Origin of the sequence: Pseudomonas sp. Pse1 (genome assembly GCF_024519635.1) — a bacterium.
Lineage (GTDB): Bacteria > Pseudomonadota > Gammaproteobacteria > Pseudomonadales > Pseudomonadaceae > Aquipseudomonas.
On sequence record NZ_JALJRO010000013.1, the window covers coordinates 84,544 to 98,730 of the forward strand.

General features: G+C 61.9%; 11 protein-coding genes. 5 read left to right on the plus strand and 6 right to left on the minus strand.

Annotated features, from left to right (window positions below; translation table 11 throughout):
- Positions 1-80: 80 nt before the first annotated feature.
- From NR126_RS19335 to NR126_RS19345, 3 genes are all read right to left on the minus strand, one after another.
- The gene (locus NR126_RS19335) at positions 81-3,752 is read right to left on the minus strand and encodes a translocation/assembly module TamB domain-containing protein (protein ID WP_256830862.1); all 3,672 of its coding nucleotides are present in this window, start codon (positions 3,750-3,752) and stop codon (positions 81-83) included.
- Positions 3,749-5,476 carry an autotransporter assembly complex family protein gene (locus tag NR126_RS19340; protein WP_027620672.1) on the minus strand — a complete coding sequence of 576 codons (1,728 nt, stop codon included), beginning with the start codon at positions 5,474-5,476 and terminating at the stop codon, positions 3,749-3,751. The genes NR126_RS19335 and NR126_RS19340 overlap by 4 nt, the downstream gene beginning before the upstream one ends.
- A gap of 65 nt (positions 5,477-5,541) precedes the next feature.
- Entirely contained in the window at positions 5,542-6,192 is a 651-nt protein-coding gene (locus NR126_RS19345) for an N-acetyltransferase (RefSeq protein ID WP_027620673.1), read from the minus strand.
- Between the two features lie 230 nt (positions 6,193-6,422).
- Here NR126_RS19345 and xthA point away from each other — a divergent pair, with 230 nt between their 5' ends.
- Both xthA and NR126_RS19355 read left to right on the plus strand, forming a co-directional pair.
- Positions 6,423-7,235, plus strand: coding sequence for an exodeoxyribonuclease III (xthA, locus tag NR126_RS19350; protein ID WP_027620675.1), 813 nt, complete (start codon positions 6,423-6,425; stop codon positions 7,233-7,235).
- A gap of 94 nt (positions 7,236-7,329) precedes the next feature.
- The gene (locus NR126_RS19355; RefSeq protein WP_105754743.1) at positions 7,330-8,667 is read left to right on the plus strand and encodes a substrate-binding domain-containing protein; all 1,338 of its coding nucleotides are present in this window, start codon (positions 7,330-7,332) and stop codon (positions 8,665-8,667) included.
- 12 nt (positions 8,668-8,679) lie between these two features.
- Here the strand turns inward: NR126_RS19355 and cobF are convergent, their stop codons facing one another.
- Together cobF and NR126_RS19365 are read right to left on the minus strand one after the other, a co-directional pair.
- On the minus strand, positions 8,680-9,447 hold the full coding sequence (cobF, locus tag NR126_RS19360; RefSeq protein ID WP_256830864.1) for a precorrin-6A synthase (deacetylating): 768 nt from the start codon (positions 9,445-9,447) through the stop codon (positions 8,680-8,682).
- A 2-nt stretch (positions 9,448-9,449) separates the two neighbouring features.
- On the minus strand, positions 9,450-10,031 hold the full coding sequence (locus tag NR126_RS19365; RefSeq protein WP_256830865.1) for a histidine phosphatase family protein: 582 nt from the start codon (positions 10,029-10,031) through the stop codon (positions 9,450-9,452).
- Between the two features lie 197 nt (positions 10,032-10,228).
- Here NR126_RS19365 and NR126_RS19370 point away from each other — a divergent pair, with 197 nt between their 5' ends.
- On the plus strand, positions 10,229-11,245 hold the full coding sequence (locus NR126_RS19370; RefSeq protein WP_256830866.1) for an arginine N-succinyltransferase: 1,017 nt from the start codon (positions 10,229-10,231) through the stop codon (positions 11,243-11,245).
- On the plus strand, positions 11,242-12,285 hold the full coding sequence (gene astA, locus NR126_RS19375) for an arginine N-succinyltransferase (protein WP_051550596.1): 1,044 nt from the start codon (positions 11,242-11,244) through the stop codon (positions 12,283-12,285). Before NR126_RS19370 ends, astA begins: the two co-directional genes overlap by 4 nt.
- Positions 12,286-12,436: 151 nt before the next feature.
- Here the strand turns inward: astA and NR126_RS19380 are convergent, their stop codons facing one another.
- Entirely contained in the window at positions 12,437-13,324 is an 888-nt protein-coding gene (locus NR126_RS19380; RefSeq protein ID WP_027620680.1) for a LysR family transcriptional regulator, read from the minus strand.
- A gap of 150 nt (positions 13,325-13,474) precedes the next feature.
- Here NR126_RS19380 and NR126_RS19385 point away from each other — a divergent pair, with 150 nt between their 5' ends.
- The gene (locus NR126_RS19385) at positions 13,475-14,173 is read left to right on the plus strand and encodes a CoA transferase subunit A (RefSeq protein WP_027620681.1); all 699 of its coding nucleotides are present in this window, start codon (positions 13,475-13,477) and stop codon (positions 14,171-14,173) included.
- Positions 14,174-14,187 lie beyond the last annotated feature (14 nt).

Below are 14,187 nucleotides of genomic sequence, written 5' to 3' on the forward strand. Positions count from 1 at the left end.
CCCGTTGGGGTTGCGCGCACTCAACACACGCACGTTATCGTTGAGGTTTTTCGCGAGCAGGCTCGCTCCTAAAAAAGCCGTTAGAAGTCGCGCTTGTAGAAGATGTCCAGGGAACTGGCGATGCCGCTGGCAGCCTCCAGGTAGACCTTCTTACTCAGTTTGTAGCGCAAGGCAATAGTGTTGGCCGGCTCGAAGACCCCGACCCCATAACGCAAGCTGAGCTTCTCGGTGATATCGCCGCTGGCGACCACGCTGGTGGTGGTGCCGCTGCCTTCGGTGTCGAGCTGGAAGTCCTGGATTCCGAGGTTTTTCGCCAGGCTGCCGGTCAGGTCGGAACTGCCCATCAGGCCCAGGCCCAGGGCGGCCTGCGCCAGCATGTTGTTGTCTTCACCGTTGGTACTGAGCGGACGCCCAAGCACCAGGTAGGACAACGCCTGCTCCTGGCTCATCGCCGGCTCGGAGAAGATCTGCGTCGTCGGCTGCTCGGCGCTGCCGCTCAGACGGATCCCGGCAATCACATCGTCGGTCTGGCGGACGGCCTCGATGTCGAGGTACGGCTGGTCGATCGGCCCGGCGAACAGCAGACGTGCACGGCGTACCGTCAGGCGCTGGCCGTAGGCACGGTAGCGACCGTCGTTGAGCCACAACTCGCCACGGGTGTCCATGTTGTCGCCGATGTGCACATGGCCCTGCAGATTGGCCGTGAGACCAAATCCGGCAAAGCTCAGTTTGTCTTCGCCTACGATCACTTCGATGTCCATGGCCATCGCCATCGGTGGCTTACCCTCCTCGGTCTGGTGACCGACGATCACCGTGTCATCGGAGACTTTGACCGTCGACGGCGGCAGTTCGCGCACGGTGATCTCGCCCTTGGGCACCAGCACCTTGCCGGTGATCGCCAGCTTGTCTTCCTTGATCGAAATCTTCAGGTCCGGTGCTACTTCCAGAGCCGCGTAAGGTTCAACGTTGACCGGCAACTGCGCGCCCTTGAGATTCAGGTCCACCACCAGCGCCTGGCCCCAGGCGACGTGACCGTCCAGGCGGCCCTGCCCGGTCTTGCCGCTTTTCCAGCCGCCGTTGAGCTGCACGCTCTCACCCGCAATCTGTGCCTGCAATTGCAAGGCTTCGACACGTGTCGGCAGTTGCGGCCCGGAAACTTCACCGTCGACCAGGTTCAAGTTGCCGTTGACCTGCGGTGCCAACAGTCCACCGGACAAGGTGCCGCTGCCGTTCAAGTGGCCGGAGAGTTTCTCCACCATCGGTACAAATGGCCGCGCCACCGACAGGTCCAAGCCACTGAGGCGGAACGAGCCGCTCAGGGGTTTGTTTTTCGGCAGCGGGTTGATCTGCGCCTGGACCATCAGTTCGCCGAGCTTGCCGCCGACAAATTCCAGCTGGCTGTCGATGCGCTTGGGGTTGAGGGTACTGCTGAGTTTCAGGGTCTGATACGGGAAGTCCAGCCACTGGTCTTTCTCCTTGATACGCAAGGTGCCGCCGCTGGCATCCACCAGCACCTGGCCTTTCGGGCCGCTGGCCGGCAAGTCCAGTTGCACATCGGCGTTGAGCTTGCCCTGCCAGGCGAAATCCTTGGGCAGCCATTGCGCCAGGCTGTCGATGGGGAATTGCTTGAGGTGGTAACGCAGTTTCGGCTCGGGCATCAAGCGCTGATCCTCGCCACACAAACTGGCCGCACCGGACATCCAGCAGTGCGCGCCGAAGGTCAGCTTGCCGTCGGCCAACCGCTCAATTTTTGCCGGACCTTGCAGTTGCCAATCCTGGCCACCGGCCTTGATGTCACCACTGGCCAGGCGCCCGCGCCAGTTACCCTGGTCGAGGCTGCCATCCAGGCCCAAGGCCAGTTGCAGCAATGGGCCTTGCAGGTCCAGTTGCAGCTTCTGGTTCTTCAGCGTGCCCTCACCGCTGGCGGTCAAGGTGCCCAGAGCGTTGTCGCCGACTTCGATACCACTGCCCTTGAGCTCGATCTTCGCCCGCTGCGCACTGTCGAGAGTGGCATCGAGATTGAGGCTTTTCAGGCGATTGTCGTCGAACGCCAATTGCACACCCTGCAAATTGACCTTGCCCTGAGGCGCATGCAGCGTGCCGGCAACATCGACCCGACCATTGAGTTGCCCGCGCAGTTGCGGCCACAGCTGGCCGAGACGCGGGGCCTTGATGTCGATCTGGCCGCTGAGTTTGTCCTGCAGGCTGCCGCTGCCATCGATGCGGTTGTCACCGAGGCGGATTTGCAGGGCGTTGAGGTTCCAGCGCTCGCCGGCTCCGTCGGCCTTGGCTTGCAACACCGCCGGCTGACCACGCAGCTTGCCCTTGAGATCGAGGTCGGCGTTGAGGCTCAGGCGCTCGTTTTTCATCTCACCCTTGCTGCGCAGCGGGCCAGCGAGAGTCCCCGGTAGTTCCGCCAGCCAGTACGCCGGATTGATCGCCGACAGGTCGAGGGCGGTGTCCCAGGCAATGCCGTCGGCAAATTGCACCTTCACATGACCTTCGGCCTTGCCCTGCCCGGCTTCCAGCTTGAACTGCGGGAGGAAGATCTGACCGAGGTCGCCACTGAATGGGCTGCTCAGGCTGAACGCACCGGCGGGACCGTCCAGCGCGGCTTTGAAGTTGCCCAGGTAATTGCCGTCGCGGTATGACACTTCGCCATTGAAACTGCGCAGCGCCACTTCGGGCTCATCGATCAGCGGGTACAGGCGATGCCAGGGGAAGTCCAGCCAGTCGATCTTCGCATCGGCACTCAGGCCCTCGGACCAGTCGAGCTGGCCGCTGAGTTTGAGGTTCTGTTTGTCATTGGCCGTCAGGTCGAAAGCAGCGATCTGCGCGCCTTTGGCGTCGACCTTGCCTTGCAGCGATAAGGCGACCGGCCCGTCTTCGGCCGGCAAGCTGGCCTTGCCGAGCAGTTGATAGCCGTTTTTCAGGTCGCCATTGCCGGTGAGTTCGAGCTGATTGAGTTGCAGAGTGTCCGGCAGGTCGGCGCTGGCCTTGAAGCCATCGGCGGTGATGCGCACTGTGGCCGGCAGATTGTCTACCAGTGGTTGCAGTTCGCCAGTGAGGCGCCCTTGCAGGTAACCGCTGCTGTCGGCCGTCAGGTTGAGGGTTTTCAGCAGGTCGCCGTCGACCTTCAATGCCAGCGCCCACGGCTGTTCACCCGGTGCTGGCAACGTCAGCAGGCCGTTGGCGCTGAGGGGCCAGTTGCCGGTGGGTTGCAGCAGCCCGGACAACTCCAGCTTGAGGTCGTCCCGTTGCAGGTGCAGGGATTCGATCTGCAAGCCCTGTGCGGTCCAGTGTGCGGCCAGTTGCAAGTCCTTGAGTTGCTCGCTGCCATCCAGGCGCAGGCTGCCGATTTGCACTTCACCCAGCTCGATGGCCAGTGGCAATTTCAGTTCAGGCAGGCTGATCGGGCCGCTGCTTGGCGTCTCGCTCGGAGCGAACTGCAGGATCACCTGCTCGGCTTTCAGTTGTTCGATGCACAGCGTCATGCGCGTCAGGCACAAAGGTGACCAGGCCAGCAACGGCTTGACCAGCTCGACCCGGTCGCCGCCCTGCTGCCACAGCAGATGATCGGCGCTCCATTGGCCGGCCAGGCGGCCCTGGAAATTCTCTACGCTGAGGCCCGGCACCTGGTTCAGCGCCCAGCGGCTACCAGCCTCGGTCCCCAACAAGGCGCCAACGCTCAACACCACCACGGCTACCAGCGCAACCAGCGCCAGCAGGGTTATTTTCACAGCACGCGTCACAGCTCAGGCCCCATGGAAAAGTGCAGACGAATTCCGCCGGGATCATCCAGCGCATGAGCCAGGTCAAGACGGATCGGGCCGACCGGGGAAACCCAGCGCACTCCCACACCAACCCCGGTCTTGAGGTTCGGCAGTTCGAAATCGTTGAACGAGTTGCCCTGATCGACAAAGGTCGCCACGCGCCATTTTTCGGCCACCGAGTACTGGTACTCAACGCTGCCGGAGACCATGTAGCGACCACCGATACGATCGCCCTCGGAGTTTTCCGGGGACAGGCTCTGGTAGTCGTAGCCACGCACGCTCTGGTCGCCACCGGCAAAGAAGCGCAACGACGGCGGAATCGATTTATAGCCATTGGTGGCCGAGCCGCCGATCTGCGCCCGCGCCAGGAACCGATGGTTATCCAGCACTGTGGTCAGCCCCTTGACCAGCGCCGTGCCGTACAACAGGTTGTTGTCCGAACCCAGCCCTTCCTTGGCCACCTTGGTGTCGAATTGCAGGCGATAGCCGTTGTGCGGGTCGATGCGATTATCGCTGCGCAGGTAGGCGTAGCTGACGCCCGGCATCAGCAGGTTACTGATCCCCGAATCGTCGCCCAGGCGATATTCCTCGTGCTGCCACTTGAGCGAGATCACTCGCTGCCAGCCGCTGGGCAGCTTGCTGTGCCATTCCGGACCGAGGGTCAGCAGCTTGCTCAGGCTGTCGGTGTTGGCCAGTTCTTCATATTGATAGCCGCCGGCGAAGCGCAGCTTGTCAGTGAGCGGTGGATCCAGCGGTACGTCGTACCACAGGCCGACGTTCTGCCGTGGCGCCGACAGTTCCGCCTCCCAGCCATAACTGTGGCCTTCGGGATTGACCCAGTGGCGCGTCCAGTTGGCCTTGACCCGCGGCCCGACGTCGGTGGAGTAGCCGAGGCCCAGGCCCATGGTCCGCGGCTTGCGGGTATCCAGGGTGACCGCGACCGGGATCACGTCGTTGGCAGCACTGGTGGGCACTGCATCGACCCGCACCGACTCGAAATAGCCGCTCGATTGCAGCGCCTGGTTGAGTTCGGCGATCAACTCGGAATCGTAGGGTGCGCCGCTCTTGAACGGCACCATGCGCTGCAGAAGATCGTCGTCAAACGGCGTATCGCCGGTAAAACTGACCTTGCCCAGCGCATAGCGCGGACCGCTGTCGTACACCAGGTCGATGTCGGCGACACCGGCGCGCGGGTCGACCGAGAGTTTCTGGCTGGTAAACCGGCCGCTGAAGAAGCCAAAGCGCGAAGCCTGATTCTGGATCAGCCGCTTGGCATCGTCGTAATGACCGTGGTTGAGGACAGCGCCGGGCATGAGCACGCTGCTCTGGGGAATGCGAAAGGATTTGAGGGAGGCCGCCGGCCCTGTGACACGAATATTGACGTTGCGCAGGCGCACCGGTTCGCCGGGGTCGATGTTCAGCACCAGGCGCGGCGACTTGCCGTCCTTGACCGTACTTTCTATTTGCGGCTGGTAATAACCCAGGGCTTGGGCAGCCTTGCGCGCCTGCTCCTCGGCACCGCGACTGAAACGCAACAGCGCTTCTTCATCGCGGTCTCCGAGGTCGCCGATATAGCCCTCGATATTGGCCTTTAGCTCGTCGTTGGACGGTTTGATCCTGACGTCCAATTCACTTTGAGCCAGAGCGGCTGCGCTGCTGATGAGCACGAGCACGCCACTGGTAAATCTTCCTGGAAACTTCATAGTCGCGGATGCTATCACGAGCGTAGGAGCGTGATAGAGCGAACAATCCGAAGAAAAGTTCGGCGTTATCCCGTTGCGCTATGTAACACCTGCGGATTGGCGTGAAAAAAAACGTGCTCACGCACCGGCCCAACCGCCACCTCACCGATCTCCTCGTAACCCTGACGCTGGTAGAACGCCAGGTAACGCGGGTTGCCGGTGTCGAGCACCACCCCCTGGGAATGCTCGTCCACAGCGCACCAGTTGTGTACCGCTTGCAGCAACTGCTCGCCGTAATGCTGACCCTGGAATTGCGGGTGAATACCCAACAATGGCAGGACATGCACTGAGTCCGAGGGCACGCAGGCAGCAACGGCGGCGTGGTACTCGAGGTAGCGCCGGGTGCAGCGCAAACCGGTACTGAGCACCATGCGCAGGCGCCAGGCCCAGCTTTCGGTAATCCCCAGGCGGCGCTGCGGTGGCGCAATCAGGGCGATGCCGATCAGTCGGTCGTTAACCAGCAGGCCGATGGCCGGCAGATCCTGCAGGAAGTGTTGCTTGACCAGCTCGCGCACCGTGGCCCGTACGCGCTGTTCATAGCCGGGCCGCTCGGCTTCGAACAGGAACTTGAACGTCGGCTCGTGGCGATAGGCCTGGTAGAGCAAGGAACGCGCTTCGCGCGAGTAGCCGCTGTCGAGCCGATGGATGTCGGCGGTGGCAGTCGAGGTTTCGGGCATGACGGTTGATCTCCCCTGGCGCGGCTCAAAGGGCCCGCTCTTGTTGGTACGAACCCGGCAATGCAGTAATCGTTCCCATGCCCGGAAACATTAGCAGGGCATTGGGGGGGCTGCCATGTGGGGCACCTTGAGGCCGGGTAGAGAACCTGTAGCCTCTGCCGGTAAGCACCCACCACTGGCCCCCGCCCCCCATGTCGGCTAGCATCGCAGTTTTGCCAGGACTGCCGACCATGAAGATCGTCTCGTTCAACATCAATGGCCTGCGCGCCCGCCCTCATCAACTGGCGGCACTGATCGAGAAGCATCAACCGGATGTCATCGGCCTGCAGGAAACCAAAGTCCATGACGACCAGTTCCCGTTGGCCGAAGTCCAGGCGCTGGGCTATCACGTGTACTACCACGGGCAGAAAGGCCATTACGGTGTGGCCATGCTGTCTCGCCAAGAGCCGCTGGCGATCCATAAAGGTTTCGCCAGCGATGAAGAAGACGCCCAGCGGCGTTTCATCTGGGGCACGTTTGCCGATGCCGACGGCACCCCGATCACCATCATGAACGGCTATTTCCCACAGGGCGAAAGCCGCGACCACCCGACCAAGTTCCCGGCCAAAGCGCGCTTCTACAGCGATTTGCAGAACCTCCTGGAAAGCCAGTTCAGCAACGACCAGCCGCTGGTGGTGATGGGCGACGTCAACATTTCCCCCCAGGACTGCGACATCGGCATCGGCCCCGACAACATGAAACGCTGGCTGAAAACCGGCAAGTGCAGCTTCCTGCCGGAAGAACGCGAGTGGATGGAACGCTTGAAGAACTGGGGCCTGGTAGACAGCTTCCGCCATCTCAACCCGGACGTCGCCGATCGCTTCAGCTGGTTCGACTACCGCAGCCGAGGCTTCGAGGACGAGCCCAAGCGCGGCCTGCGCATCGACCTGATCCTCACGTCCAAGGCCTTGCTGCCGCGAATCAAGGATGCCGGCGTCGACTATGAGCTGCGTGGCCTGGAAAAACCCTCGGATCACGCACCGATCTGGCTGGAACTGAGCTGATCCGACGCGGCGAGTCACGGGTAAACCGTCATATTTCAGTAACCTGAATGTCTTATGGTCCCGGCACCTTCATTGCCCGCCAAGGTGCCGGCCCATGTTGCGCTTCATTTGCTCACTGCTGCTATGCAGCTCATTGGCCGTGCCCGCCCTGGCCACGCCATTGCCCATTCCCGTCGACGGCACCGTACTGCGCATCCAGGGCTCCAACACCATAGGCGCGGCGCTGGGGCCGGCGCTGGCCAAGGGCCTGATGCTTGAGCAAGGTTTGCTCAAGGTGCACAGCGTACCCGGGGGCAATGCCAACGAGCAGCAGGTCATCGGCCAGACCGCCGAAGGTCAGCCGGTGGTCATCGAAATTGCCGCCCATGGCTCAAGCACCGGCTTCACCGCCCTGAAAAACGCCAAAGCCGACCTCGCCGCCTCGTCGCGACCGATCAAGGACAGTGAACTGGTGGACCTCGACACCCTCGGCGACCTGAACAGCGCGGGCGCCGAACAAGTGATCGCCATCGACGGCCTGGCGATCATCCTGCACCCGCAAAATCCCCTGAACCAACTCAACACCGAGCAACTGGCGCGAATTTTCAGTGGCGACATCAGCACCTGGGAACAACTCGGCGGGATCGGCGGCGCGATCCACCTGTATGCGCGGGATGACCAATCCGGCACCTTCGACACCTTCAGGGAACTGGTGCTGAAAACCCGTGGCAAAACCCTGGCCAGCAGCGCCCGGCGCTTCGAGTCCAGCGAGCAACTGTCTGACGCCGTCAGCCAGGACCGCCAGGGTATCGGCTTCATCGGCCTGCCCTACGTGCGCCAGGCCAAAGCCGTGGCGATTGCCGACGGCGCCGCGCAACCGATGCTGCCGCTAACCCGCCTGATTGCCACCGAAGACTATCCGCTATCACGGCGCCTCTACCTGTACCTGCCGCCCGGCAACGACAATCCCTGGGCGCAAGCCCTGGTGCAATTTGCGCAAAGCCCGCAAGGCCAGGCGACAGTCGCAGCCAATGGATTTGTTGCACAGACCGTACAGGCCATGAGCGTTACGCCGAGCCAGCAGATGCCAGAGGGCTATCAGGCGCTCAGTGCCCAAGCGCAGCGGCTGACGGTTAATTTTCGTTTCGAGGAAGGCAGCGCCAGCCTCGACAACAAGGCCCGCGAGGATCTGTCACGAGTCCTCGACTACTTGCAGCAACACCGCAAGCTCGACCGCCAGGTAACGTTGGTGGGCTTTGGCGATGCCAAGGCCGATCCTCAACGCGCGGCCTTGCTGTCGAAGCTGCGGGCCATGGCTGTGCGGCGCGAGCTGGTGAAAGGTGGCGTGGTGTTTCGCGAGATCCGTGGCTTCGGCGCCGAGATGCCGGTGGCCGCCAACAGTGACGATGAAGGCCGGATCAAAAACCGCCGGGTCGAGGTCTGGGTTTACTGAGAGGCTGACCGGTCACGGCGTCGAGTCTGGCTTGCGGATCAGGTAAATGTCCATGATCCAGCCATGTTCCTGCCGCGCAGCTTTCCTCACCCGTTCGATTTCATCGGCCACGTCCTTGAGCTTGCCGGCGATGAGGATTTCATCCGGGGTACCCAGGTAAGCCCCCCAATAAATGTACTGCTCCTGATCGGCAAACTGATGGTAAGCGTCCTCGGCATCAAGCATCACCACCAGGCTGTCGGCATCACTCGCCTGCCCCGCCGCCAGCCGGCGCCCGGTGGTGATTTCGACGGATCGACCAATGCGATTCAAGGCCACCTGGTGCTGCGCCGCCAACGCCTGGATGCTGCTGATGCCGGGGATCACCTCGATTTCGAAGGTGCAGCGACCACCGTCAAGAATCGCCTGGAGAATGCGTAAGGTGCTGTCGTACAGCCCAGGATCCCCCCAGACCAGAAAAGCCGCGCATTCGTTGTCGGCCATTTCTTCGCTGATCAGCCGCTCGAAGGTCTGCTGCTTGTCGCGGTTGAGTGCCGAAACGCTGGTTTGATAGTCGACATCACCGCGAACCCGCTCCGGGCTTTGCGCTTCGACAAAGCGATAGCCGGGCTCAGTGATGTAGCGCTGGCAGATCTCCCGGCGCAGGTCGATCAGGCTGTCCTTGCTCGGTCCCTTGTCCATCAGGAAGAACACATCGACCCGGTTCAGCGCCTTGATCGCCTGCATCGTCAGGTAGTCAGGGTCGCCGGCGCCGATGCCGATCACCAACAGTCGCTTCATGCCTATAACTCCTCGGCGGGCTCGCCGCTGTCCATCAGGCGTAAGCGCCAGCGACCGTTGTGGCGCAGTTCGGTGGCGGACAGCGGCTCGATATCGATCATTTGAAATGCCGAAGGTGGACACTGCAAGACGTGCATCAGCGCCGCGCGAATCACCAGCGGATGGGTGATCGCCAGAAAATGGCCGGGGCTGCCGCCAAGGCTGTCGAGCCAGTGTCCGACCCGCTGGCGCAACTGGCCCAGCGATTCACCGTCGTGGGGTGTGGCGTCGGGGTCGCTGAACCAGGCGTGCAACGCTTCGGGTTCATCCCGCTGCAAGTCATCGATACGCTTGCCGTGCCAGCGTCCGTAATCGTATTCATCCAGGGCCGGTACATGAAGCAGCTCGCCGCCGAACAATTCGCCGGTTTGGCGGATTCGTGTTTCACCGCCACCGAGCAACTGCGGGGCCCGCTTGAAGGCCTTTGCACGACTGCCCCTTGCGGCCTGCCAATCGGTTTCCAGAGGCTCGTCGAGGGGAAACCGCGCCAGTTTCTGCGCGACGGTGCGGGCGTGACAAATCAGGGTCAATCGGGTTACCAGCACGCGGAATTACTCTTGGGCAGGGACAGGAAAAACTCGCCGAACGGCTAGCATAGTGCTGCGCCGTCAGGTGTTGTTCAACTACTATGGCGCACGGCCAACGGAGTTTGGTCGCTGCAACTGCAACGCGTGGAAATCGACAGTGATAGTCGTCCCTGGTGCCCTCTACCAGGTATTTGTTTCGATACAGGAGTATCTCCATGCTGGTCCTACGCCCGGTCGCGCTGGCCGACTTGTCCCAACTGCAGCAACTGGCGCGCGACAGCCTGGTCGGGGTCTCGTCCCTGCCCGACGACAGAGATTGCCTGCACCAGAAAATTCTTGATTCGGTTGCGTCCTTCAGCAATGACGTGCAGGAAAATGGCGGGGAAATTTACTGTTTCGTGCTCGAAGACCCGCAACACCAGCGCCTGCTCGGCTGTGCGGAAATCGTCGCCACTGCCGGCCATACGCAACCCTTTTACAGCTTGCGCAATCGCCCTTTCGTCAGTGCCTCGCGGGAACTCAACATTCACAATGGGGTGCCAGCGCTGTCACTGTGTCAGGACTTGAGTCCGCACACGCTTCTGCGCGGCTTCCACATCGACCACGAACTGGCGCGCAGTGCCTTCGCCCAATTGCTGTCGCGGGCGCGCCTGCTGTTTATCGCCGCCCACCCGCAGCGCTTTTCCGACGCGGTACTCAGCGAAATCGTCGGCTACAGCGACGCGCTGGGCCAGTCGCCGTTCTGGGACGCGCTGGGCAGCCATTTTTTCAACCTGACCTACGCCGAGGCCGAACATCTGCGCGGTACCCAGGACCGCACCTTGCTGGCGGAAATGATGCCGCACTACCCGATCTACGTACCAATGCTGCCTCCGCAGGCCCAAGCCTGTATCGGCCGAGTCCATCCTAATGACCAGGCGGCCTGCGCCATCCTTGAAGGCGAAGGCTTTGAAATCCACAGCTACGTCGACCTGTTCGACGCCGGGCCGACCCTGATTGCGCGCACACCGAACATCCGCTCGATTGCCCGAAGCCGCGTCGTCAGCGCCCAACTGGGCAGCCCGCAGCGTGGCCAGACGCCTTATCTGGTCAGTAATGACCGGCTGGCTGATTACCGCGCCATGCTCGTTGAACTGGACTGCAGCGCCGGCCAGCCCATCGTCCTCGACGCAGCCACCCTGAACGCGCTGCAACTGAAAGACGGCAGCCCGCTGCGGCTGATTGCCCTGTGATCGTTCGCCCGGTGCAAGGCAGCGATCTGCCAGCGCTGATGACCCTGGCCCGACGCGCCGGCCCCGGCTTCACCAGCCTGCCGGCCAATGACGCGCGACTGGCCCACCGCATCCGTTGGGCGCAACGCACCTTCGCCGGTCAGGTGGAGCGGGCGGATGCCGACTACCTGTTTGTACTTGAAGATGACGACCAGCAAGTGATCGGCGTCAGCGCCCTCGGCGGTGCCGTAGGGCTACGCGAGCCCTGGTACAACTATCGGGTAGGAATGGAACGGCACATTCAGACGCTGTTCCTGAGCAACGAAATGACCGGGCAATCGGAAGTCTGCTCGTTGTTTCTGCGTCCCGACCAACGCCAGGGCCATAACGGCCGACTGCTGTCGGTGGCACGCTTGCTGTTCGTCGCCGAATACCCGCAACTGTTCGGCGAAAAGCTGATTGCCGAGTTGCGTGGCAGCGCCGATGAATACGGTTGTTCACCGTTCTGGGACAGCTTGGGTCGACACTTTTTCAAGCGTGACTTCAGCCATGCCGATCACCTCTCCGGCCTGGGCAGCAAAGCCCTGATTGCCGAATTGCTGCCGCGCCAGCCGCTGTACACCTGTCTGCTCACCGAACAGGCGCGGGCGGTGATGGGTACCGCCCACGAACAGGCTGAGCCGGCCCGCCGGATCCTCTGCGCCGAGGGCTTCAGCCACCAGGGTTACGTGGATATTTTCGATGCGGGGCCGGTGATTGAAGCCGCCATCCCACAGATTCGTGCGGTGCGCGACAGCCTGACGCTGAGCATGGAGATCGGCCTGCGAGATGGGATGGCGAGATTGCCCTGGTTAATTTACAACCGGCGCCTGGAGAGTTGTCGAGTCACCGTCGCGCACGCCCGGCGCAATGGCCAGAGCCTTGAGGTCGACCGCCTGACGGCCAAGCGCCTGCAATTACAACCGGGCAGCCAGGTGCGTGCAGTGCCGCTTTTTGAACAGCGCGAGGTTTGCGTGCAGACGCCAGAGGTTTCTGACAGACAACAAAAAGCCCGCGTCTGACGGGCTTGATGTCTATGGGGTCAAATCCTTTTGTGTGTTCAATGTGCGCCTCCAATTGTGAGAATTTTGTGAAAAAGCGCAGGTCATCCGGGAAAAAGACGGGCGGTCAAACGGACTGTGGTTTTTATTTCCAATCCTGAACGTCGGCCAATTACGCCGGCTGCCGCACCCCATCCCTGAGAATTTCGAACAAGGCCTGCGCCGCCGCCGACAACTCGTGACCCGGCTTGGTCAGCACACCAATGGCGCGCTCCACCGATTCACTGAGAGGAATGCAGTGTGCCCCCAGTTCGCGCATTTGCCCGGCGCACAGTGCTGGCACGGCGCTGACACCGAGGCCGCTGGCGACCATACGCCCGACTGTCGCCAGTTGATGGCTCTCGAAGGCCACCGGTAATCGGGTCTGGCGCAGCTGCAAGTGATCCTCCAGCATCACCCGCACCGTGGACGGCCGCTGCAAGGTGATAAAGGGCTGCTCCAACAAGGTCTGCCAGTCGATTTCGGCCAACCCCGCCAGCGCTGAATCGCTGGGCACGACGGCGACGAAGCGATCGAGGTAGAGCGCGGTGAATTGCAGTGACGAACTCTGCATGGGCTCGAACGCCACCCCCAGTTCGACCTGACTGTCGCGGACCATTTCCAGCACCTGTTCATTGATCACGTCGTGAACCGTGACGTTGACTTTCGGGTACCGCGCGCGGAAGGTCTTGAGGATCGGCGGCAGCAGGTTGCCGGCGAACGAGGGCATCGCCGCCAGCGTCACGCGGCCGCGTTGCAAGGTGAAACGCTGGCGCATTTCGTCCTCGGCGTTGTCCCAATCGGCGATCAGCCGACGGGCCAGCGGCAGCAGCGACTCACCTTCCGCGGTCAGGGCGACGTTGCGGGTGGTGCGGCTGAACAGGCGTCCGCCGAGGCTCTCTTCAAGGGCCTTGATCGTCAGGCTCAGGGCCGATTGCGACAGGTGCAGGCGCTCACAAGCCACGGCAAAGCTGAGGCTTTGCGCCACGGCGAGAAATGCACGGATCTGCTTGACGGTCATACGGGCTAGGCTCCAGTTCGGGGTCCCGGACAATTAATGAGATTTTCAAATTAATAAAATCTAAAAATCAATTTAACAAATATATCCAACAGCGCAACACTGCTCCCCATTCGGCTAGCCAGCCGCCCACAAAGAATAAAAGAGGTGCATATGGCAGGTTTCGACAAGCGCGTGAGTTCCTATGAAGAGGCCCTGGCCGGGCTTGAAGACGGCATGACCGTGATCGCCGGTGGCTTCGGCCTGTGCGGCATTCCGGAAAACCTGATCGCCGAGATCAAGCGCAAGGGCACCCGTGACCTGACCGTGGTTTCCAACAACTGCGGCGTCGACGGCTTCGGTCTCGGCGTGCTGCTGACCGATCGGCAGATCAGCAAAGTGGTGGCCTCTTACGTCGGCGAGAACAAGCTGTTCGAAGAGCAACTGCTCAAGGGCGAAATCGAAGTCATCCTGACCCCGCAAGGCACCCTCGCCGAAAAAATGCGCGCGGGCGGCGCCGGCATCCCGGCGTTCTTCACCGCCACCGGCGTCGGCACCCCGGTTGCCGAAGGCAAGGAAGTGCGTGAATTCAACGGCCGCAAATACCTGATGGAAGAGTCCATCACCGGCGACTTCGCCATCGTCAAAGGCTGGAAAGCCGACCACTTCGGTAACGTGATCTATCGCCACACCGCGCAGAACTTCAACCCGCTGGCCGCCACCGCCGGCAAGATCACCGTGGTCGAAGTCGAAGAAATCGTCGAACCCGGCGAGCTGGACCCAACGCAGATCCACACCCCTGGCATCTACGTCGACCGGATCATCTGCGGCACGTTCGAAAAACGCATCGAACAACGCACCGTACGCAAGTGATCCCCTGCCCCCGG

Excerpts from the sequence above, each read along its gene's own strand:
- cobF (WP_256830864.1), bottom strand. The coding sequence starts at position 9,447 with ATGAAGCGACTGTTGGTGATCGGCATCGGCGCCGGCGACCCTGACTAC.
- NR126_RS19340 (WP_027620672.1), bottom strand. The coding sequence starts at position 5,476 with ATGAAGTTTCCAGGAAGATTTACCAGTGGCGTGCTCGTGCTCATCAGC.
- NR126_RS19380 (WP_027620680.1), bottom strand. The coding sequence starts at position 13,324 with ATGACCGTCAAGCAGATCCGTGCATTTCTCGCCGTGGCGCAAAGCCTC.
- NR126_RS19370 (WP_256830866.1), top strand. The coding sequence starts at position 10,229 with ATGCTGGTCCTACGCCCGGTCGCGCTGGCCGACTTGTCCCAACTGCAG.
- xthA (WP_027620675.1), top strand. The coding sequence starts at position 6,423 with ATGAAGATCGTCTCGTTCAACATCAATGGCCTGCGCGCCCGCCCTCAT.
- NR126_RS19345 (WP_027620673.1), bottom strand. The coding sequence starts at position 6,192 with ATGCCCGAAACCTCGACTGCCACCGCCGACATCCATCGGCTCGACAGC.
- NR126_RS19355 (WP_105754743.1), top strand. The coding sequence starts at position 7,330 with ATGTTGCGCTTCATTTGCTCACTGCTGCTATGCAGCTCATTGGCCGTG.
- NR126_RS19385 (WP_027620681.1), top strand. The coding sequence starts at position 13,475 with ATGGCAGGTTTCGACAAGCGCGTGAGTTCCTATGAAGAGGCCCTGGCC.